Origin of the sequence: Streptomyces klenkii, assembly GCF_003626645.1 — a bacterium.
Taxonomy (GTDB): Bacteria; Actinomycetota; Actinomycetes; order Streptomycetales; family Streptomycetaceae; genus Streptomyces; species Streptomyces klenkii.
The window spans coordinates 176,339-197,528 of sequence record NZ_RBAM01000003.1 but is presented as its reverse complement, the minus strand read 5'-3'; the positions used below and the strand labels follow the sequence as shown (position 1 = coordinate 197,528).

The 21,190-nt window shown below is 71.7% G+C and carries 16 protein-coding genes and 1 tRNA gene; 10 read left to right on the top strand and 7 right to left on the bottom strand.

The genetic code is table 11. The annotated features are described in order from the left end of the window. Positions 1–50 precede the first annotated feature (50 nt). Together D7231_RS07605 and D7231_RS07600 are read right to left on the bottom strand one after the other, a co-directional pair. Positions 51–776 carry a hypothetical protein gene (locus D7231_RS07605; protein ID WP_120754176.1) on the bottom strand — a complete coding sequence of 242 codons (726 nt, stop codon included), beginning with the start codon at positions 774–776 and terminating at the stop codon, positions 51–53. Between the two features lie 280 nt (positions 777–1,056). Further along, entirely contained in the window at positions 1,057–1,863 is an 807-nt protein-coding gene (locus D7231_RS07600) for a S1 family peptidase (RefSeq protein WP_120754175.1), read from the bottom strand. Positions 1,864–2,154: 291 nt separating this feature from the next. Between D7231_RS07600 and D7231_RS07595 the strand changes: the two genes are divergently transcribed. After that, positions 2,155–3,060 carry a hypothetical protein gene (locus D7231_RS07595; RefSeq protein ID WP_241999610.1) on the top strand — a complete coding sequence of 302 codons (906 nt, stop codon included), beginning with the start codon at positions 2,155–2,157 and terminating at the stop codon, positions 3,058–3,060. 67 nt (positions 3,061–3,127) lie between these two features. On the opposite strand, the gene D7231_RS07590 is transcribed toward D7231_RS07595, so the two are convergent. After that, on the bottom strand, positions 3,128–3,508 hold the full coding sequence (locus D7231_RS07590; protein WP_120754174.1) for a VOC family protein: 381 nt from the start codon (positions 3,506–3,508) through the stop codon (positions 3,128–3,130). A 169-nt stretch (positions 3,509–3,677) separates the two neighbouring features. Between D7231_RS07590 and D7231_RS07585 the strand changes: the two genes are divergently transcribed. The 4 genes from D7231_RS07585 (at position 3,678) to pepN (ending at position 11,343) form a co-directional block, all read left to right on the top strand. Beyond that, positions 3,678–6,761: an endo-alpha-N-acetylgalactosaminidase family protein gene (locus D7231_RS07585; protein WP_241999609.1), complete on the top strand. Its 3,084-nt coding sequence runs from the start codon at positions 3,678–3,680 to the stop codon at positions 6,759–6,761. 93 nt (positions 6,762–6,854) lie between these two features. Further along, complete coding sequence (locus tag D7231_RS07580) at positions 6,855–7,745, top strand: helix-turn-helix domain-containing protein (protein WP_120754172.1); 891 nt, start codon at positions 6,855–6,857, stop codon at positions 7,743–7,745. Positions 7,746–7,756: 11 nt separating this feature from the next. Beyond that, on the top strand, positions 7,757–8,062 hold the full coding sequence (locus tag D7231_RS07575; protein ID WP_030364772.1) for a chorismate mutase: 306 nt from the start codon (positions 7,757–7,759) through the stop codon (positions 8,060–8,062). A gap of 743 nt (positions 8,063–8,805) precedes the next feature. After that, entirely contained in the window at positions 8,806–11,343 is a 2,538-nt protein-coding gene (gene pepN / locus D7231_RS07570; RefSeq protein ID WP_120754171.1) for an aminopeptidase N, read from the top strand. A 129-nt stretch (positions 11,344–11,472) separates the two neighbouring features. On the opposite strand, the gene atpF is transcribed toward pepN, so the two are convergent. After that, positions 11,473–12,027 carry a F0F1 ATP synthase subunit B gene (gene atpF, locus D7231_RS07565; RefSeq protein ID WP_120754170.1) on the bottom strand — a complete coding sequence of 185 codons (555 nt, stop codon included), beginning with the start codon at positions 12,025–12,027 and terminating at the stop codon, positions 11,473–11,475. 220 nt (positions 12,028–12,247) lie between these two features. Between atpF and D7231_RS07560 the strand changes: the two genes are divergently transcribed. Both D7231_RS07560 and D7231_RS07555 read left to right on the top strand, forming a co-directional pair. Continuing rightward, positions 12,248–13,777, top strand: a complete 1,530-nt coding sequence (locus D7231_RS07560; protein ID WP_120754169.1) for a pyridoxal phosphate-dependent decarboxylase family protein — start codon at positions 12,248–12,250, stop codon at positions 13,775–13,777. After that, positions 13,774–15,294, top strand: coding sequence for a lysine N(6)-hydroxylase/L-ornithine N(5)-oxygenase family protein (locus tag D7231_RS07555; protein ID WP_120754168.1), 1,521 nt, complete (start codon positions 13,774–13,776; stop codon positions 15,292–15,294). Before D7231_RS07560 ends, D7231_RS07555 begins: the two co-directional genes overlap by 4 nt. On the opposite strand, the gene D7231_RS07550 is transcribed toward D7231_RS07555, so the two are convergent. Then, positions 15,250–17,064 carry a bifunctional metallophosphatase/5'-nucleotidase gene (locus D7231_RS07550; RefSeq protein WP_120754167.1) on the bottom strand — a complete coding sequence of 605 codons (1,815 nt, stop codon included), beginning with the start codon at positions 17,062–17,064 and terminating at the stop codon, positions 15,250–15,252. The genes D7231_RS07555 and D7231_RS07550 overlap by 45 nt on opposite strands. Positions 17,065–17,221: 157 nt before the next feature. Between D7231_RS07550 and D7231_RS07545 the strand changes: the two genes are divergently transcribed. Both D7231_RS07545 and pyk read left to right on the top strand, forming a co-directional pair. Then, positions 17,222–17,899 carry an SIMPL domain-containing protein gene (locus D7231_RS07545; protein ID WP_120754166.1) on the top strand — a complete coding sequence of 226 codons (678 nt, stop codon included), beginning with the start codon at positions 17,222–17,224 and terminating at the stop codon, positions 17,897–17,899. A 120-nt stretch (positions 17,900–18,019) separates the two neighbouring features. Beyond that, entirely contained in the window at positions 18,020–19,441 is a 1,422-nt protein-coding gene (gene pyk / locus D7231_RS07540) for a pyruvate kinase (RefSeq protein ID WP_120754165.1), read from the top strand. Between the two features lie 11 nt (positions 19,442–19,452). Here the strand turns inward: pyk and D7231_RS07535 are convergent, their stop codons facing one another. After that, positions 19,453–20,241: a helix-turn-helix domain-containing protein gene (locus tag D7231_RS07535; RefSeq protein WP_120754164.1), complete on the bottom strand. Its 789-nt coding sequence runs from the start codon at positions 20,239–20,241 to the stop codon at positions 19,453–19,455. Positions 20,242–20,329: 88 nt separating this feature from the next. Beyond that, a tRNA-Leu gene (locus D7231_RS07530) sits at positions 20,330–20,412 on the bottom strand. 93 nt (positions 20,413–20,505) lie between these two features. Between D7231_RS07530 and D7231_RS07525 the strand changes: the two genes are divergently transcribed. Further along, complete coding sequence (locus D7231_RS07525) at positions 20,506–21,156, top strand: ANTAR domain-containing response regulator (protein WP_030366561.1); 651 nt, start codon at positions 20,506–20,508, stop codon at positions 21,154–21,156. Positions 21,157–21,190 lie beyond the last annotated feature (34 nt).

Sequence of the window (21,190 nt, the reverse complement as noted above, 5' to 3'; positions counted from 1 at the left end):
TGCGGTCCCTTGCGCTGTGCTGACCGTGCGGCGGTGCCCGCCGTACGGGGTTACTTCCCGGTGCCGCGGACGGCCCGGCGGGCGGCGAGGCGGCGCACGCCGTAGGCGCCGCCGCCGAGGGCGAGCAGGCCGACGCCGCCCGCGAGGGCCGGGGCGCCGATGTCGTGCCGGCCCTTGATGACCTCGCCCGCCTCGACGACCCGCTTGACGGGGTTGCTGGAGGCGGCGTGGAGCGTGCGCTGGCGGGACGGGGCCTGTGGCTCGCCGCTGTTGCGCACGGTGACGACATGGCCGGAACCGGTGGTGGTGCCGGGGGCGTGCTTGACGCCCTTGATGTCCTTGGCGCCCTTGTGGTGGACCGCGGTGGACTCGGCGCCGTCGGGGGTGTGCCGCAGGGTGCCCGAGGCGAAGTCGTAGTAGTTGGTCAGCTGGGCCCCGTCGAGGGAGGCGCGCAGCGTGGGCTTGGCGGTGTCCCCGCCGAGGATGCGCAGGTGGAGCCGGTCGAGGTCGGCCGCGGGGCGGGACGCGTCGATCGTGTGCTGCTGCTTGCCGTGCTTGGTCACCGTCACCGACGTGCCGCGCTCGCCGGAGGCCAGCTGGGCGCGGCTGCCGTCGGGCAGCTGGACCTGCCGGACGACCACGGGGCGGCCCGAGCCGGTGTCCCTGCCGCCGGAGGAGTGGGCGTCCGCGGCGAGCGCACTGGCCGTCGGCCAGGCGACCGCGCCGACGGCGGCGGCGAGGACGGTGGCGGCGGCGATGCGGTGCTTGGCGGACACGGGGTCCCTCTTCCGTAACGGTCGGCTCGGTCTGCGGCCGCCGGTCTGCGGCCACGACTTCACGTTACGGGCCTTTACGGCGCCCACACCTCGACTGTCCGACCATTCTCGCCTCGGCCGAAAGGATGACGAGGGCCCGCCCACGTCATACCGGAGTCGCGTGCGCGGGCTCCGGAGGAGGACGCGTGATTGCGCCGTCCGGGCGTCGGGGACCCTCCGGACGGCGCAACGGCGGGGGAGCCGGGGCGGACCGTACGGGGCCGCACACCCCCCGCAGGGGCTAGCCGCCCAGGCTTGCCGCCGCGCTCTTGATGGCCGCGGCGAACGTGCTCACCTCGGTGTAGACGCCGGGGTAGTGCGGCCGCGCGCAGCCCTGCCCCCAGCTGACGATGCCGACCTGGATCCACGCGCCCGCCCCGTCCTTGCGGAACATCGGGCCGCCGGAGTCGCCCTGGCACGTGTCGACGCCGCCCTGGTCGAGGTACCCGGCGCAGATCTCCTCGCCGGGTATGAGGTTGCCGTAGGCCTGCTGGCAGGCGGTGTCGTCGACGAAGGGCACGGTGGCCTTCAGCAGGTTCCGCTGCTGGCTGCCGCCCTCGCGGTCCGCGCCCCAGCCGGCGACGGTGAAGGTGCCGTTGTTGTACGCGTCGGTGTCGGCGATCTTGAGGGTCGGCTGGTCGACCGGCCGGGCGAGCTTGATCAGTGCCCAGTCCTTGCCGGAGCCGTTGTAGCCGGGCGCCTGGAGGACCTGGGTGGACTTGACCTTGACGGCCTGCGAGGAGTTGAGGTCCACGACTCCGGCGGTGGCCGTGATGGAGGTGTTGGCGCCGCTGCCGCCGACGCAGTGCGCGGCGGTGAGGACGATCTGCTGGGTGTAGAGCGCGCCGCCGCAGCCCATGGACAGCCGCACCATCCACGGGAACTCGCCCTGCTGGGCGGGGGTGCCGCCGACGACGCCCTCGTGCGGGCGCGCGTCGCGCGGGCCGTCGGCGAGGGCGGACCCGGCGGTGAAGGTGAGCGCGGCGAGGGCCGCGGCGCCGACGGCGAGGGTTCTCCTGAGCGTGCCGAGGAAGAGGAAGGAACGCAACGGTCTTCCTTTCGTGGGAGGTTGCGCACGAATGTCAGGCTCATGACAATCCCGGCCGTCCGATTACCGGAATCGAGCCTTCGCTGCGCGGTGCGATTATGAGCAGCGAACGAACGTGCGACAAGCACCCCGTTTCGGCCAGCCGTACCGCCGGCGCCCTGTCAGCCGTACCGCCGGCGTCCCGGCCGTACTGCCGGCGTCCTCCCACCCGTACCGCCGTCGCCGCGCACTGCCGCCGCACCGCACCGCCCCCGTACAGTGGAGACAGGGGACCCCAGGGGGTGGTCACGCGTGGGCACCGGGACCGGAACGGGACACGGCGTCGAGATCGTGCACGGCTTCCCGCACATCAACACCGTGCGCGCCGCGATCACCGCCCTGTACAAACGCCTCTCCTACGACACGGTGCACACCTTCGAGCTCAGCATGCCCCCGGCCGACGTGGCCTTCGACGACGACGAGAACCCGTACCTCGGCGTGCAGCGCGTCGCCGGCGCAATGGTGCGCCACCTGCACCTGCCGGACGCCCGGATGATCGTCAGCTTCCGCGACATGCGGCACGCGGGAAGCATCGAGCTCGCGGCAGGCCCGGAGTACTTCATCGAGCTCAACTCCCGCTTCAAGACCCACCGCAAGGACATCGGCGCCGCCCTCTCCCACGAGGTCATGCACGTCTACCTGCACCGGCTGGGCCTCGCCTTCCCCGGCACCCGCGACAACGAGATCCTCACCGACACCGCGGCGGCGTACCTGGGGGCGGGGTGGCTGCTGCTGGACGCCTACCGCGAGTCGGCGGTCTCCACGCAGAAGCTCGGCTACCTCACCCCGGAGGAGTTCGGCTACGTCCTCGCCAAGCGGGCGCAGGCCTTCGGCGAGGACCCCTCCCCGTGGTTCACCAGCCCCCAGGCGTACGACGCCTACACCAAGGGCCTCGCGGAGGCCCGGCGCGACGGACGCCGGCCCCCGCTCGCCGCGACCGGCCGGCTCGGCCGCCACCGCTACGCCCGCGACCGCCGCGCCGTCCAGAACGCCGGAGGCAGCGCCCCGTCCGGACGGGGCTACGCCTTCGAGGGGCACGACCCGCTGCGGGTGAGCTTCCCGTGCCCCACGTGCCACCAGCGGATCCGGGTGCCGGTGCGGGGGAGCGTACGCGTGCGGTGCGGGCTGTGCCGGTCGGTGCTGGAGTGCGACACCTGACCGGCGCCCGGGCCGAACCTGACCGGTGCCCGGGCCGGGGCCGGTCCTAGTCCTACCGGCCCGCGGCCTACGACGACTGCCCGTAGCAGAGGCAGAAGGGGTGCCCCGCGGGGTCGTTGAACACCAGCCACCCCTTCTCCTCGCCGCCGCTGTCGTGCAGGAACTCCGCCCCCAGCGCGGCCACCTCGCCCCGCGCCCGCTCCACGTCCTCCCGCGTGGCGACCTCGAAGTCCAGGTGGAACTGCTGCGGGAAGGCCGGGTCCGGCCAGCGCGGCGGCCGGTGGTCCTTCGCCTCCTGGAAGGCGATCCGCTCGCCCGCGGGCGAGGTCAGCCACACCCAGGACGGGTCGGAGGCGTCCACCTCCCAGTCGAGGATCCGGGCGTAGAAGCCGGCCAGCGCCGCCGGGTCCGGACAGTCGACGACGGGATACATCAGTTTCGCGATCATGAATCGATCCTGCCCCGCCGCGGACAGGAGTCCAACACCCGTACCGCTTTTGTCCATGGGCGTCACGGCCCCCACCCTCCACTGTGTGCCCGTGGCCATCGGCACACCGGTACATCGGTACGCCGGCACAGCAGCACGTCGGCACACCGGTACCGAGGAGGAGGACAGAGTGGACGCCGCCGCCCCGCACACCCCCACCCGCCGCACCGTGGTCACCACAGGCGCCGCCGCCGGGCTCGCCGCGCTCACCAGCTTCACCGGAACGGCCTCCGCCGCGGCCCCCGCCGAAGCCGTCCTGCGCTCCGCCGCCCTCGACGTCCGCGTCAGCACCGCCTTCCCCTACGTCATCTCCTACACCGACCGCACCACCGGAGACGTCGTCCACGGCCAGGAGGACCCCGTCACCTCCCTCCTCGTGGACGAGAAGGAACACACCCCCCACGTCACCACCACCGTCCACGACGACAGCGCCGCGTACGTCCTCGCCCTCCCCGGCGGCACGCGCATCGACGTCGAGATCCGCGTCACCGGCACGCGCCTCGACTGGCGCGTCACCCGCATCACCGACACCCCCGCCCTGCGCATCGGCACCCTGCGCGTCCCCGGCCTCGCCCTGCTCAGCGTCCGCAGCACCCAGCCCGGCGCCGAACTCCTCGCCGCCCGCATCCAGCTCGACAAGGCCAAGAACGGCGACACCCTCGTCCGCCCCGGCCCCGACACGCCCGCCGACGAGGCACCCATCGGCTGCGCCTACGCCGTCGTCAGCACCGGCCGGCTCGCCGCCGCCCTCGACACCAACACCGTCCAGGACCGGCCGGACGCCGCCACCGCCTGGGAGAACGGCCGCCTCCGGCGGCAGACCCGCACCCGGACCTACGGGACCGAGGCCCGGATCACCTGCGGCCAGTGGACCCACCGGGCCGCCGGCGCCGCCACCGCCGACACCGAGCCCCTGCCCCGCGCCACCGTCGTCGTCACCCGCGACCGCAACGGCGACGGCCGCGCCGACTGGCAGGACGCGGCCATCGCCCTGCGCGACGTCATGACCGCGCCGCTCGGCGCCGCCGAACAGCACCTGCGCGTCGTCCCCCACATCCCGTTCAACTTCGCGAGCCAGGCCACGAACCCCTTCCTCGCCACCCTCGACAACGTCAAACGCATCGCCCTCGCCACGGACGGGCTGCGCCAGTTCACCCTCCTCAAGGGCTACCAGTCCGAGGGCCACGACTCCGCCCACCCCGACTACGGCGGCCACTACAACACCCGCGCCGGCGGCCTCACCGACCTCAACACCCTCCTGCGCGCCGGAAAGAAGTGGAACAGCGACTTCGCCGTGCACGTGAACACCACCGAGTCCTACCCCGTCGCCCACGCCTTCTCCGAGACCCTCGTCGACCGCCACGACCGGCAGTGGGACTGGCTCGACCAGTCGTACCGGATCGACCCCCGGCGCGACCTCCTCTCCGGCGACGCCGTCCGCCGCTTCCGGCAGCTGCGCGCCGAGACCGACCCCGCCCTGACCACCCTCTACATCGACGTCTTCCGCGAATCCGGCTGGAACTCCGACCGGCTGCAGCGCGCCCTGCGCGACCAGGGCTGGCAGATCGCCACCGAATGGGGCCACGGCCTGGAACGCTCCAGCCTCTGGGCGCACTGGGCCAACGAGACCGACTACGGGCCCGACACCTCGCGCGGCATCAACTCCCGCCTCATCCGCCTCCTCCATCACCACCACAAGGACGTCTTCGCCGACAAGTGGCCCCTCCTCGGCACGGCCAAACTCGGCACCTTCGAGGGCTGGCAGGGCAAGACCGACTGGGCGCCCTTCCACCGCCTGCTGTGGACCGAGAACCTCCCGGCCAAATACCTCCAGGCACACCCGATCCGCACCTGGGGCGAACACGAGATCACCTTCGAGGGCCCGGCGCGCACCGCCGTCAGCGACGCCGACGGCACCCGCACCATCACCACCGACGGGCGCGTCGTCTACCGCGGCGGCACGTACCTGCTGCCCTGGGAGCCGCGCGAAGCCCTCGACCCGGCCAAGCTCTACCACTACAACCCCGCGGGCGGCACCACCCGCTGGCGCCTGCCGCGCGGCTGGGCCGGCCGGACGACGGTCGTCCGCCACCGGCTCACCGACCAGGGCCGCACCGACCCCGCCGAGCTGCCCGTCCGCGGCGGCGAGGTCACCATCGACGCCGAGCCCGGGCAGCCCTACGTCCTCACCCGCGACCACGACCGCTCCCCGCGGCCCGCATGGGGCGAAGGCACGCCGCTGCACGACCCCGGCTTCCACTCCGGCGGCCTCGACGGCTGGCAGGTCACCGGCCCCGCCGCCGTCGAACGCAGCCCGCTGGGCGACTACGAGCTCGTCATCCGTGCCGGAGCGGCCGCCACGGCGGGACAGCGGCTCGCCCGGCTGAAACCCGGCACGTACGCCGCGTCCGTGCAGGTCGAGGTCGGCGCCACCGCGGGGGAGCGGCGCCGGGCCGGCCTGCACGTCCGCACCGCCGACGGCACCACCGCCACCAACTGGACGGACACCTCCACCGCCGGCAACCACGTCGCCGCCGACCGCAAACACGGCACCCGCTTCCAGCGCATGTTCACCCGCTTCACCGTCCCGGCGGGCGGCGGGCCCACCACCCTCACGCTCACCGCCGCCGCCGGCAGCGCCCGCGTACGCTTCGACGCCCTGCGAGTCGTACCCGCCGGGCCCGCGACAGCACGCCCCGGCGCACTCCTCCACGAGGACTTCGAAAACGTCCCCCAAGGCTGGGGCCCCTTCGTCAAAGGCGACGCCGGCGGCGCCACCGACCCGCGCACCCACATCGCCCAGCGGCACGCCCCGTACACACAGCGAGGCTGGAACGGCAAAGCCGTGGACGACGTCATCGACGGCACGCAGTCCCTGAAATCCCGCGGTGAGAACACCGGGATCGTCTACCGCACCGTCCCCCACACCGTGCGCTTCCAGCCCGGACGCCGTTACCGGATCGCCTTCCGCTACGAGAACGAAGCCGACGGACAGTACGCCTGGATCACCGCCGTGGACACACCCGAAAGCCGCGAACTGCGGAACACACCCCTGCCCGCCGCCCACGCCCCGGCCACCCACACGTACGAATTCACCGCGCCGGAGACCGGCGAGGCATGGGTCGGGCTGCGCAAGACCGGCGACAGCGGGACGGCGGAGTTCGTCCTGGACGGCTTCACCGTGTACGAACTTCACGGCGTACGAGACGGGTGAGGCTCCCGGCCTCTCGTGACAGCACTCTGGTGAAGCACACCCCCATGCGCGAAGATCGGCCCACGGCGCCGACACCGCAGGAGGCCGGGACCCATGTACCAGACATGGATGCGCTACTTCAGCCCCGGCCCCGTCCACCACCGCCTCGGCCTCGTCTGCCTCGGCGTCGGCCTCCAGCACGGCGCACTGCCCGCCGTAGGGCCCCGCACCCTCGGCCACCACGTCGCCGTCGTCATCCACGCCGGCAGCGGATGGCTGCGCACCCCGGACGGCCACCACCGCACGGTCACCGCCCCCGCACTGCTCTGGCTGGCCCCCGGCGTCCCCCACCACTACGGCGCCGCCGACGGCACCGGCTGGGACGAGAGCTTCGTCGACTTCACCGGCCCCGCCGTCGCCGCCTACACCGAACTCGGCTGCATCGAACCCCACCGGCCCCTCGTACCCCTCACCGACACCACAGCCGCACGCACCGCCGTCCACCGCATCGCCCGCGCCGCGCACCGCGGCAACCCGCTCCTGGAAATCGAGACGTCCGCCGCCGTCCACGAACTCCTCGTCGCCCTGCGCCACGCCCGCGCCGACACCACGCCCGGCGGCGAACCCGTACTCCAGGCACTCGCCCAGGACGCCTTCCTCCCGCTGACCGTCGCCCAGCACGCCGCCCGCCACGGCATGACCCCCGCCGAACTGCGCGCCGCGGTACGCCGCGGGGCCGGCTGCAGCCCCAAGGACTACCTCCTGAACATCCGCCTCGGCCGCGCCAAAGAACTCCTCGCCGCCACCGAACTGCCCGTCGCCGCCGTCGCCCGCCGCGTCGGCTACGCCGACCCCGCCTACTTCAGCCGCCTCTTCACCCGCCGGGTCGGCACCGCGCCCGTCCGCTTCCGCGCCCGGCAGGGCCGCGCCGTGCCCGGAGGCTGGAGCGCACGGATCCCCGACCCGGACCACCCACCGGTGATCGCACCCCGTCCGTCCGCATAGGCTCGGTGGCCATGAGCAACAGTTCCATGGACGAGTCCGTACGGGCCGAGCTGGGCCGGCTGCGCGACAGCATCGACAACATCGACGCGGCGGTGATCCACATGCTCGCCGAGCGCTTCAAGGCCACCCAGCAGGTCGGCCACCTCAAGGCCGCCCACAAACTGCCCCCCGCCGACCCCGCGCGCGAGGCCCGCCAGATCGCCCGCCTCCGCGAACTGGCCGAGAACGCCAAGCTCGACCCCGCGTTCGCGGAAAAGTTCCTGAACTTCATCATCGCCGAGGTAATCCGCCACCACGAAACGATCGCCCGCGCGTAGCGCGTCCAGCACGGCAACCCGCCAACGAGGCCCAGCCCGGCACCGGCCGGCCGCCGCCGCGGGGGCGAGGGGGGCGGTCCGCGCCCTCTCTTTCCGCCGCGGCGGCGCTCAGCCCCCACGATCTGTCTCGGCGGTGCCGAACCGGCCTCCTGCCCGGCCGGGCACCGCCGGTCTCCGCCGTGGCGGTTGCTCGCCGTTGCGGCGGGGGTCAGGGTGCGGGGCCCCAGTCTCGCCCCGCAGCGCCCGGCCTTCGCCGGGAGGCGTGCCCTCCGCCGCCGCGGGGGTGAGGGGGCGGTCCGCGCCCTCTCTTTCCGCCGCGGCGGCGCTCAGCCCCCACGATCTGTCTCGGCGGTGCCGAACCAACCTCCTGCCCGGCCGGGCACCGCCGGCCTCCGCCGTGGCGGTTGCTCGCCGCCGCGGCGGGGGAGAGGGCGCGGGGCACCAGCCCTGCGGAGACGTGCTCTCCTCCGCCACGGGGGCAAGGGGGGCGGTCCGCGCCCCCCTCCTTCCGCCGCAGCGGTGCTCGGCCCCCACGGAGTGTTTCGGCGGTGCCGGACTGACCGGCAGTCCGGTCCGGCACCGCCGGCCTCCGCCACGGGGGCAAGGGGGCGATCCGCGCCCCCTCACCCCCGCCGCGGCGGCGCTCAGCCCCCGGGCTCGCCCGTAACCCGGTCCGCACCGGGAACGCGCACGGCCCGGAATCCGGCCTCGGCACAGCGCCGGCGACCCGGCAGGATGAAGCCATGCCCGTACTCACCCGCGCCGAAGCCGAAACCCGCGCCCGCCTCCTCGACGTGCACCGTTACACCGTCGCCCTCGACCTCACCCGCGGCGACGACCTCTTCGCCTCCACCACCCTCATCCGCTTCACCGCACGCGAAGCCGGCGACACCTTCGCCGAGGTCAAGCCCGCCGCCCTGCGCCGCGCCGTCCTCGACGGCCGCCCCCTCGACCCGGCCGCGCTGGACGACAACCGGCTGCCCCTTTCCCTCACCGCCGGCGAGCACGAGCTGCTCATAGAGGCGGACATGCGCTACTCCCGTACGGGCGAAGGCATGCACCGCTTCACCGACCCCGCCGACGGCGAGACGTACGTCTACACCCAGGCGTTCCTCGACGACAGCCAGCGCGTCTTCGCGTCCTTCGACCAGCCCGACCTGAAGGCGGTCTTCGACGCCACCGTCACCGCCCCGCCGCACTGGACCGTCCTCGGCAACGCCGTGGCGACCCGTACCAACGACCCGGCCGGGGCCGGAGGCGAGGGCCGCTGGGAGTTCGCCACGACCCAGCCCCTGAGCACCTACTTCGTGGCGTTCGCCGCCGGCCCCTGGCACACCGTCCGCACCGAGCACGCCGGCCTGCCGTTCGCCCTGCACTGCCGCCGCTCCCTCGCCCCGCACCTCGACGCGGACGCCGACGAGCTCCTGGACATCACGCGCCGCTGCTTCGACCGCTTCCACGAGATCTTCGACGAGCCGTACCCGTTCGACTCCTACGACCAGGCGTTCGTGCCCGAGTTCAACGCCGGCGCCATGGAGAACCCCGGCCTGGTCACCTTCCGCGACGAATACGTCTTCCGGTCGGCCGTCACGGACACCGAACGCGAGACCCGCGGCGTGACGATCGCCCACGAGATGGCCCACATGTGGTTCGGCGACCTCGTCACCCTCCGCTGGTGGGACGACATCTGGCTGAACGAGTCGTTCGCCGAGTACATGGGCTACCAGGTCCTCGCGGAAGCGACCCGCTTCGGCGGCGCCTGGACCGACTTCGCCTGCGCCCGCAAGGGCTGGGGCTACGACGCCGACCAGCGCCCCTCGACCCACCCCGTCGCCCCCGACCCCGCCGCCGTCCCGGACACCGCCTCCGCACTCCTGAACTTCGACGGCATCTCCTACGCCAAGGGCGCCTCCGCCCTGCGCCAGCTCGTCACATGGCTGGGCGAGAAGGACTTCCTCGCGGGCATCAACGACCACTTCGCCCGCCACCGCTTCGGCAACGCCGCCCTCGCCGACTTCCTCGACTCCCTGGCCCGCCACACCGACCGCGACGTCCACGCCTGGGCGGACCGCTGGCTGCGCACCAGCGGCGTCGACACCCTCACCGCGGCGACCGGCGACGCCGACGGCCATTGGCAGCTCACCGTCGGCCAGGACGGCACCCGCCCCCACCGCATCGCCGTCGGCGCGTACGACCGGGACCCCGCGGACCCCGCCCGCCTCACGCTCCGCGACCGCTTCGAACTGGACGTGCCGCAGACAGGCCCCGCCACGTCCCTCCCCGGCACCCGCCCCGACCTGCTCCTCCTCAACGACGGCGACCTCACGTACGCCAAGATCCGCCTCGACCCCGCGTCCTGGGACACCGCCCTGCGCTCCCTGCACGGCCTGCCCGACCCGCTGAACCGCGCCGTCCTGTGGAACGCCGCCCGCGACATGGTCCGCGACGGCGAACTCACCCCCGCCGCCTACCTGAACGCCGCCCGCACCCACCTGCCCCACGAGAGCGACGTGGCCATCACCGGCGCCGTCCTCACCTTCGCCCGCGGGCAGGTCGCCGACCGCTACGTCACCCCCGCCGACCGCCCCGCGGCCCTGACCGGCCTCACCACCCTCGCCCGGGACCTCCTCGACCGCACCCGGGAACGCGGCGAGGACACCGCCGCCCAGGGCCTGCGCCTGACGGCCGTCCGCACCTTCATCGACAGCACCACCGCCCCGGACACCCTCCACGCCTGGCTCCGCGACGGCACCGTCCCCGGCGGCCCCGCCCTCGACCCCGCACTGCGCTGGCGCGCCCTCGCCCGCCTCGCCGCCCTCGGCGCCACCACCACCGAGGACATCGACGCCGAACTCGCCCGCGACCCCAGCGCCACCGGCCAGGAAGGCGCGGCCCGCTGCCGCGCCGCCCTGCCGGACCCGGCCGCCAAGGAAGCCGCCTGGCAGGCCATGTACGACCCCGGGCACCGCCCCGAACTCTCCAACTACCTCTTCACCGCCACCGCCCAGGGCTTCTGGCAGCCCGAGCAGCACGCCCTCGTCCGCCCCTACCTCGACCGCTACTACCCCGCAGCCGTCGCCCTCGCCGCCCGCCGCGGCCCGGCCCTGGCCACCGCCGCGGGCGCCGCCGGCTTCCCCCGCACCCTCGTCGAGCAGCGCACCCTCGACCTCGGCGAGGAGTGCCTGGCCGCCGCGGACCCGCTCCCCGCCCTGCGCCGCCGGCTCACCGACGAGCTCGACGACCTGCGCCGCGCCCTGCGTATCAGGAACGCCGGCCGGTAGGCATACCGAGAACGCCGAGAACGCCGAGAACGCCGAGAACGCCGAGAACGCCGAGAACGCCGAAGGCTCCGCACCCCGGAAAGGGTGCGGAGCCTTCGGCGTCCGAGAATGTCCCAGCGGCGGCCGGCGTCAGCCGCGCGCCTCGCGGGCGGCGTCGGAGGCCTGCGCGGTGCGCAGCTCCTCCATGAAGCGGTCCACCGTGCCGTTGTCGCGCGCGGACTGGGCGACGTCCTCACCGACGATGCGGCCCGCCAGCTCCGTGGCCAGCACGCCGACCTGCTCGCGCAGCTCGGCCTCGGCGACCGCGCGCTCGGCGTCGATCACTGCGTGACCCGCGGAGATGATCTCCTCGCGCTGGCGCTGGCCCTCGGCCCGCAGCTCGGCGACGATCGCGGTGCCCTGCTCGGTCGCCTCCTGGCGCAGGCGCGCGGCCTCGTGCCGGGCCTCCGCCAGCAGCTCCTGGTACTCGGCGTGGACGCGGGCCGCCTCGGCGCGCGTCTCCTCCGCCTCGTCGAAGCGGCCCTCGGTGGCCTTCTCGCGCTCGACGAGGACCTTGTTGATCCGGGGCAGCAGCACCTTCGCCATCAGGGCGAAGGTGATGAAGAACAGCACCGCGCCGAGGACGAGCGGCGCGGGCTCGGGCTTGAGCGGCCCTACGTCGAGAGCGAGAAAGTTCATGGCCATGGGGTGCAGATTAGTCGACGGAAGAGGGTGCGTCCGCCCCGGACCCCATTAGCAGACACAACTCACGCCCGTCGCACGGCCGTACCACCATCGAGCGAAACCCGCCCCTACGCCGGTCACCGACCGTGCGCCGAACGTAACTTGTTGCAGTTGCTGCTCGTCACCGCCCGCAAGCGACCGCACAGCACGCGCACGAAGTCAACCCAAAAGGGGCAAAGCCATGCCTGCGTCCGCCGGCCCCACCGTCGCCTCACCCCGCGAGGCCCCCGAGGACACCCCTGTCCCACTCGCCGGCGGATCCCACGGCCCGCACGCCCTCCACCCCCTCCTGGACACCACCCTCGACGCCCTCGCCCAGGGCGCCGCCACCCGCGCGGGCCCCTTCCCGGCCGGCGGCCCCGAAGCCGTCACCGCCCGCCTGCGCGCCCTGGCCGCCCCCGCCCTCCCAGAGACCGGCACCGGCGCCCACGAAGCCCTCCACACCCTCGTCAGCGCCCTCGCCGAAGGCGCCGCCGACCCCGCACACCCCCACTGCGCCGCACACCTCCACTGCCCGCCGCTGGCCCTGGCCGCCGCGGCCGACCTCGCGGCCGCGTCCCTCAACCCCTCCCTCGACTCCTGGGACCAGGCCCCGGCGGCCACCGCCCTCGAAACCCTCACCACCCGCGCCCTGGCCGCCCTCGCCTACCCCGGACGCCCCTCCGCGGACGCCCTGGTGACCACCGGCGGCACCGAGTCCAACCAGCTCGCCCTGCTCCTGGCCAGAGAGGCGGCCCGGGAAGCAGCCGGGGAGGCGGCCGGAGAGGCGGCCGGAGAGGCGGCCGGAGAAGCCGGGGAAGCAGCCAAAGAGCAGGCCGAGGGCCGCGCCCCCGCGCCCCTCCGCGTCGTCTGCGGCGCCAACGCCCACCACAGCATCCACCGCGCCGCCTGGCTCCTCGGCCTCCCCGCCCCCCTCACCCTCCCCACCCCCACCGGCGTCCTCGACCCCGCCACCCTCCGCACAGCACTCACCGAGCTCACCGCCACCGGCGCCCCCACCCTCGTCATCGCCACCGCCGGCACCACCGACACCGGCCGCATCGACCCCCTGCCCGCCGTCGCCGAGCTCTGCCGCACCCACGGCGCCCGCCTCCACGCCGACGCCTCCTACGGCGGCCCGCTCCTCTTCAGCGACACCCTCCGCCCCGCCCTCGACGGCCTCGACCAGGCCCACACCATCGCGATCGACCTCCACAAACTCGGCTGGCAGCCCGTCGCCGCCGGCCTCCTCGCCGTCCCCGACACCACCGCCCTCACCCCCCTCGCCCACCACGCCGAATACCTCAACGCCCCCGACGACACCCGCGCCGGCCTCCCCGACCTCCTCGGCCGCTCCCTGCGCACCACCCGCCGCCCCGACATCCTCAAGATCGCCGTCACCCTCCGCGCCCTCGGCCGCCGCGGCATCGGCGACCTGGTCGAGCGCGTCTGCACCGCCGCACAGCACCTCGCCGACCTCATCGAGGCCCACCCCTCCTTCGACCTCCACGCACGCCCCACCCTCAGCACCGTCCTCTTCCGCCCCACCGGCACCGACGACCGCACCACCGCCGCACTCCGGCGCACCCTCCTCCACCACGGCCACGCCGTCCTCGGCCGCACCACCACCCCCGAAGGCCTCTGGCTCAAGGCCACCCTCCTCAACCCCCACACCACCCCCGACGACCTCCGCACACTCCTCACCCTCGTGGAAGGCCAGGTACGCCGATGAAGACCCCGCCACCCCCCAACAACCCCCCGGAGAACACCCCCGGCACCCCGCCGCCCCAGCCCGACCCGGGCCCCCGGGCCCAGACGCCCCCCTCGCCCGCCGAAGCCCCCCAGACCACCCCCGACCAGCCGCTCGACATCGCCGGCATCGGCATCGGCCCCTTCAACCTCTCCCTCGCCGCCCTCGCCCACGGCATCCCCGGCCTCCGCACCGCCTGCTACGACCAGAACCACACCTTCCGCTGGCACGCCGGCCTGCTCATCGACGGCACCACCCTCCAGGTCCCCTTCCTCGCCGACCTCGTCACCCTCGCCGACCCCACCAGCCCCTGGAGCTTCCTCAACTACCTCAAATCACGCGAACGCCTCTACCCCTTCTACTTCGCCGAGCGCTTCCACATCCAGCGCGCCGAATACGACGCCTACTGCCGCTGGGTCAGCCAGCACCTCCCCGGCCTCCACTTCGGCCACCAGATCGACGCCATCCGCTGGAACCCCGAACGCAGCCTCTTCGAAATCGACTTCACCCAGCTCGACTCCGACGGCGAAGCCGAAGCCCTCGGCCGCACCTACACCCGCAACCTCGTCCTCGGCGTCGGCACCGCCCCCCACGTCCCCGACCCCCTACGCCCCCTCGTCGACGCCCCCGCCGTCCCCGTCATCCACTCCGCCGACTACCTCGACCACCGCGAACGCCTCCTCGCCGCCGAACACATCACCGTCATCGGCTCCGGCCAATCCGGCGCCGAAGTCTTCCTCGACCTCCTCCGCAACCGCCCCGCCGGCCGCGAAAAACTCCACTGGCTCGCCCGCACCCCCGCATTCGCCCCCATGGAATACAGCAAACTCGGCCTCGAACAATTCACCCCCGACTACACCCGCTACTTCCACGCCCTCCCCGAAGCCGTACGCAACCAACTCCTGCCCCAGCAATGGCAGCTCCACAAAGGCATCGCCACCGAAACCCTCGCCGACATCCACGACGAGCTCTACCGCCGCAGCCTCCACGGCGGCTGGCCCGACACCGTCCTCACCCCCGGCGTCTTCGTCCGCACCGCCGGCCGCGTCGGCACCACCCGCGTCGAACTCCACCTCGAACACGCCCAGCAAGGCACCCGCTCCCGCATCACCACCGACGCCGTCATCCTCGCCACCGGCTACCGCGAACGCCCCGTCGACACCCTCCTCGCCGCCCTCGACCCCTACATCCGCCGCGACCACAGCGAACGCCCCCGCATCGACGAGAACCACCGCCTCGTCCTCGACCCCCTCGTCCGCGGCGCCATCCACGTCCAGAACGCCGAACGCCACACCCACGGCGTCGGCACCCCCGACCTCGGCCTCGCCGCCTGGCGCAGCGCCACCATCCTCAACGCCATCACAGGAAAGGCGGCCTACCCCCTCCCGGAGCGGACCGCCTTCACCACATTCGGCCTGGAACCGCGGACTCAACCACGACCCCGCAACACCGGATCAGAAGACCGGCGCACCATCCCGCGTCAGCTTCCAGTCCACTGACGCGAACCGCTCCACATCGATCGACCCCTGCGCCTTCACCCAGGAAATGATCGTGTTACGAATCTCCTCCGAGTTGGCCCACACCTGCTTCGCCCGCGCCACGTGCGGGAAATTCCCCCCACCGCTGGCCCGGTAATTGTTCACCGCCAGGACGAACTCGGCCGCGTCATCCAGCGGCTTCCCGTCGAACATCAGCTTCGCGACCCGCGCCCCCGGCGCCTTCGCGATGTCGATCTCGTACGAGAGGCCGCTGACCACGTCATAGTTGTAATCCGGAATGCTCTCCGCATTCGTCAGCTTCGCCGGATCCACCGGAACACCGGCCGCCGTCCGCACGTAATAATGCGCCGAGAACTCCAGATACTCCCGCAGCTGCGCACCCGTCAGCACCCGGGCCTCCAGCGTGTTCTCGAACGGATACAGCCCCGCCACCTGCCGGATCGACACCTTGCCCGCCGGCACCGACGCCGTCCGCGAGAAGCACGATGCCTGCGACAGCACCGGCAGCGCCGCGTACGCCGTCCCCGCCAGCGCCGCCTTCACCGTCTCCTTCTGCACATGGTTGATGAAGTCGATGATCGGAGTGTCCTTGTACGCCGCCTCGGCCGCGCTCATCGCCGCCGTAGACGTACCGATCACCTGATTGACATACGCCACGACCTTCTCGTGCTCATCACGCAGCAGCCGAGTGATCTTCTTGTCCTCCGGCACGGTGTTCGAGTTCAGAACCTTCGCCGACACCGACTCCACCTGCCAGCGGCCCCGCTCCCACACCAGCCCGAAGTCGAACAGCGTCAGCCGCTGCCCCCACTTCAGCGGCTCGGACAACACCACCTGCTTGCCCGTCTTCTTGTTCGCCACCCGGTACTCCGGGATCTCCGTGTGCGCGTGCCCCACCAGAATCGCGTCGATCCCCGGCACCTGCTCCGCCACCAACGCCGCCGCATTCTCGATGTACGGCAGCTGATCACCGTACGAAGACGTCCCGCTCGAACCCGAATGCGCAGAAACAATCACCACGTCCGCACCCATCGAACGCAGCCGCGGCACCCACTTCGCCGCCTGCTCCTCCAGACCCGGGAACACCATCTTCCCCTGGACATTCGCCTTGTCCCAGATCGCAATACCCGGATTCGTCAGTCCCAGAATCGCCACCTTCACATCACGACCGAACGGCGTACACACCCGCTTCATCACATACGGAGCAAAAGCCGGCCGCAGCGACTTCGCATCCAGCGCATTCGCCCCCAGCAGCGGAAAATCACACTGCTCCTCGAACTTCCGCAGCACCGGAATACCGTAATTGAACTCGTGATTCCCCAGCGCCGCCGCGTCATACCCGATCGCATTCATCGCCTGCGCCATCGGATGCACCGGACCGTGCGCCTTGGTGATCGGATCCACCTTGGCGTAGTAGTACGACAACTGGGTGCCCTGAATCGTGTCACCCGCATCGATCAGCAGGGTGTTCCGGCGCCCCTTCTCCGACCGCACCTGATTCACCAGCGTCGAGATCTTCGCCAGGCCCACGTCATTGTGTGCCTTGTCATCGAACTCGGCGTCAGTGAAGTAATCCCAGTTGAAGACGTTCCCGTGCAGATCCGTCGTCCCCATCACGGTGAAGGAATACTTCCGCTTCCCCCGGCCACCCACGAGACCCGCATCCACCCCCTGCGCCTCGGCCGACCCGGCACCCACCGCCCCCACGAGCGCGACCCCCGCGCCCGTCGCGGCAGTACGCTCCAGAAAATTCCTCCGGTTCAGCGGCACTTCTTCTCCCCAAAGTCGCAAAGCTGACAGCGCTGACATGCTCACAACGCGCGTAGATTCTGACCCGCCCGCCCCGCAACGCGACACCCTCCCAAGGTTGCGATCCGGTGACTCCCCAGTAACCCCACCCCGAGCAACGAGAGGCCACACTGACCACATGACCGCATCCACACCCCTGCCCTACGGCACCCCCGACACCCCCCGCGTCTCCGTCCGCGGCGAAGCCCGCCTCGAAGTCGACCCCGAAATCGCCCACATCCACATCGCCGTCACCGCACGCAACACCGACCGCACCACCACCCTCGAAGAACTCACACTCCGCAACACCCGGGCCCTCGACCTCGTCAAGTCCTACGGCGACGCCGTCGAAAAACTCGAAACCGGCCTCATCACGGTGGCCCCCCAGTTCGCCGACAAAGGCCGCCACGAGCGCGTCCGCTCCTACCACGGCAGCGTCCACCTCACCGCCACCCTCAACGACTTCACCGTCCTCGGCGAACTCACCACCCGCATCGCCGACCTCCCCCTCACCAGCATCACCGGCCCCTGGTGGTCCCTCCGCCCCGACTCACCCGCACACCGCGAAGCCCGCCGCCTCGCCGTACAAGAAGCCGTCCAGCGCGCCCGCGAATACGCCGACGCCCTCGGCGCCCGCCTCACCGCCCTCCTGGAACTCGCCGACGACGGCGCCGAGAACATCGGCTACCCCGGGATGGCCCGCGGCGGATACGGAGCCGCAGCCGCACCCGAACCCGAACTGGATCTCGAACCCCAGCGCCAGACCGTCCACGCCCAGGTCAACGCCCGTTTCACCATGACGCCGCCCCGCCTCTGAACCGCTCATCGGAGCGCGCACCCGCACGTTCATGCATTGTCAAAAACCTTTTACCGAAAGGCCGTTGGGCTGTCGCCGGCGACGGATCCACTACCCACCGGTAGGTCATAAGGTCGAAGCATGCGCCGAGCAAAAATCGTCTGCACCCTCGGGCCCGCCACCGACTCGTACGAGCAGATCAAGGCACTCGTCGACGCCGGCATGGACGTAGCCCGCTTCAACCTCAGCCACGGCACCTACGCCGACCACGAGGCCCGCTACCAGCGCGTACGCAAGGCGGCCGAGGAAGCCGGCCGCAGCGTCGGCGTCCTCGCCGACCTTCAAGGCCCGAAGATCCGCCTCGGCCGCTTCCGCGAAGGACCCGTACTCCTTGAACGCGGCGATGAATTCACCATCACCGTCGAGCCCGTCGAAGGCGACCGCCACACCTGCGGCACCACCTACGACGGCCTCGCCGCCGACGTCAGCCGGGGCGAGCGCATCCTCGTCGACGACGGCCGCGTCACCCTGGAGGTCACCGAGGTCGACGGCCCGCGCGTGCGGACCATCGTCATCGAGGGCGGCATGGTCTCCGACCACAAGGGCCTCAACCTCCCCGGCGTCGCCGTCTCCGTCCCCGCCCTCTCCGACAAGGACGTCGAAGACCTGCGCTGGGCCCTCGGCATCGGCGCCGACATCATCGCCCTGTCCTTCGTCCGCAGCGCGGACGACGTCGCCGACGTCCACCGCGTCATGGACGAGGAAGGCCGCCGCCGCCCCGTCATCGCCAAGATCGAGAAGCCGCAGGCCGTCGAGAACCTCGACGGCATCGTCGCCGCCTTCGACGGCATCATGGTCGCCCGCGGCGACCTCGGCGTCGAAATGCCGCTGGAAACGGTCCCGATCGTCCAGAAGCGAGCCATCAAGCTCGCGAAGCGGAACGCGAAGCCGGTCATCGTGGCCACGCAGATGCTCGACTCGATGATCGACGCCTCCCGCCCCACGCGCGCCGAGGCGTCGGATGTCGCCAACGCCGTCATCGACGGCACGGACGCGGTCATGCTCAGCGGCGAGACGAGCGTGGGCAAGTACCCCGTCGAGACGGTCAAGACCATGGGCCGCATCGTCGCCGCGGCGGAGGAGGACCTCCTCGCGAAGGGCCTCCCGCCCCTGAGCGAGCGGAGCAAGCCCCGCACCCAGGGCGGCGCGGTGGCGCGTGCGGCCGCCGAGATGGGTGACTTCCTGGAAGCGAAGTTCCTCGTCGCCTTCACCCAATCCGGCGACACGGTCCGCCGCCTGAGCCGGTACCGCTCCCCGATCCCCCTCCTGGCGTTCACGCCGGAGGCGTCAACGGCGGCCCAGCTGAGCCTGACGTGGGGAGTGGAGACGTTCCTGGGCCCGATGGTCCAGACGACGGACGAGATGGTCGACCAGGTGGATGAGTACCTGCTGAGGATCGGCCGATGCCGGAAGGGGGACCGGGTGATCATCACAGCGGGCTCGCCCCCGGCGACGCCGGGCACGACGAATATGGTGCGGGTGCACCACATTGGTGAGGAGTAGTGCCGACTACGTCAGTGCTTCGGGCCGATGATGAGGTCCATCAGTGCGACGGAGTCACGCCGGGCGACGGAGATGTTGAAAGGGTCGGCCCCGCGCCGGGTCATCTTCCACTCGATGCCGACCTTGTCGAGGGTGTCTGAGAAGAGCTTCCGGATGTCGTCGGACTTGTTGGTGAAGAAGTAGCGCGTGTACTCGTAGCGCTTGCGCTCCCCGCCGACGTGGCGAATGGTCCAGTTCGTGATGCGGCAGCCGTCGGAGTGGATGAGTCCGCGGATGAACTCCCACGGGTGCGCGTCGACGATCTCCTGCTGCCAGGCTTCCAGGGCGATCTTCCGGTCATGCTTCTTGCCGGGGCCGTGCTGGGGGAACATGCAGGGTAAGTGCATGGAGTACACCTTCACGTTGCGACAGCCGGTCCGTCTGACCCGGCATACCCGGTTGTCGGGAAACACGGCTTGCATGGCGGCCTCGCAGGCGTCCATGAGCCCGGGCCAGCCTTCGTCACAGGTGATCATGAGGTTGGGGACCCGGTGCTGGATGGGCTGGCTGATGTGGCCGTCGCCGAGGTAGAGACCGAGGAGGTACGAGTAGGCGGCCTCGTCGAGCTCACTGCCATCACACCGCGGACACTTGGGCCGGTGGGGACCCGGGCATTCCCCACGCTTGGACCGGTCCATGTGGAGCCAGTAGCTGACTGTGCCTACGGGGATGCCCAGCCGTCGGGAGACCTCAGCGTTCGTCGTGCCGGAGGCAATGAGGTCCAGGGCCTTCTGACGCAGCTTGGAGCCGTGCATTTGCATGGAACAACCGTGCGCGATGGAACGGCTGCACGGAGTGAAAGCGGTCAAACTTCACGAGAAGGGGATGATCCGCTTAGCGGAAGCTATGTGCCGGGTGCGGGATTCGAACCCGCAAGCCCTCTCAGGCAGAGGTGTTTGAGACCTCCGTGTATACCGTTCCACCAACCCGGCCAGGCATGGCGCGGTCAGCTTACCTTGTGGGGCCCGCGGAAGTCGCGCGGGTAGGCTCGTGCAGCAGCACCCTGTCCTGGAACGAGGAGACCCGTGACCGCCGCCGAGCCCACGCCGCCCGTCGACGACGAGCCGACGCACACCCCTCCCCACGTCACCCGCGTGGTGATCGCCGAGGACGAGGCCCTGATCCGGCTCGACCTCAAAGAGATGCTTGAGGAAGAGGGCTACTCCGTCGTGGGCGAGGCGGGCGACGGTGAGACCGCGGTCGCGCTGGCCCGGGAGCACAAGCCCGACCTGGTGATCCTCGATGTGAAGATGCCCGTCCTGGACGGGATCTCCGCCGCCGAGCAGATCGCCCGGGACTCGATCGCCCCGGTCCTGATGCTGACCGCCTTCTCCCAGCGCGATCTCGTCGAGCGGGCCCGGGACGCCGGGGCCATGGCGTACCTGGTGAAGCCGTTCAGCAAGAGCGACGTCGTCCCGGCCATCGAGATGGCCGTCTCCCGCTTCACGGAGCTGAAGGCTCTGGAGAAGGAGGTCGCCGACCTCTCGCAGCGGCTGGAGACGCGGAAGCTGGTGGACCGGGCGAAGAGCATCCTTCAGACGCAGTACGGGCTGACCGAGCCGGCGGCGTTCCGCTGGATTCAGAAGACGTCGATGGACCGCCGTCTGTCGATGCAGCAGGTCGCCGAGGCGGTCATTGAGGACGCCGAGGAGAAGAAGGCGGCGAAGGGGCAGTAGCCCCGGCCGTACCCGCACCGCGAGCGAGGGCCCG

Coding starts and splice junctions, on each gene's coding strand:
- D7231_RS07580 (WP_120754172.1), top strand. CDS start 6,855: ATGTACCAGACATGGATGCGCTACTTCAGCCCCGGCCCCGTCCACCAC.
- D7231_RS07535 (WP_120754164.1), bottom strand. CDS start 20,241: ATGCAAATGCACGGCTCCAAGCTGCGTCAGAAGGCCCTGGACCTCATT.
- D7231_RS07575 (WP_030364772.1), top strand. CDS start 7,757: ATGAGCAACAGTTCCATGGACGAGTCCGTACGGGCCGAGCTGGGCCGG.
- pepN (WP_120754171.1), top strand. CDS start 8,806: ATGCCCGTACTCACCCGCGCCGAAGCCGAAACCCGCGCCCGCCTCCTC.
- D7231_RS07590 (WP_120754174.1), bottom strand. CDS start 3,508: ATGATCGCGAAACTGATGTATCCCGTCGTCGACTGTCCGGACCCGGCG.
- D7231_RS07560 (WP_120754169.1), top strand. CDS start 12,248: ATGCCTGCGTCCGCCGGCCCCACCGTCGCCTCACCCCGCGAGGCCCCC.
- atpF (WP_120754170.1), bottom strand. CDS start 12,027: ATGGCCATGAACTTTCTCGCTCTCGACGTAGGGCCGCTCAAGCCCGAG.
- pyk (WP_120754165.1), top strand. CDS start 18,020: ATGCGCCGAGCAAAAATCGTCTGCACCCTCGGGCCCGCCACCGACTCG.
- D7231_RS07545 (WP_120754166.1), top strand. CDS start 17,222: ATGACCGCATCCACACCCCTGCCCTACGGCACCCCCGACACCCCCCGC.
- D7231_RS07555 (WP_120754168.1), top strand. CDS start 13,774: ATGAAGACCCCGCCACCCCCCAACAACCCCCCGGAGAACACCCCCGGC.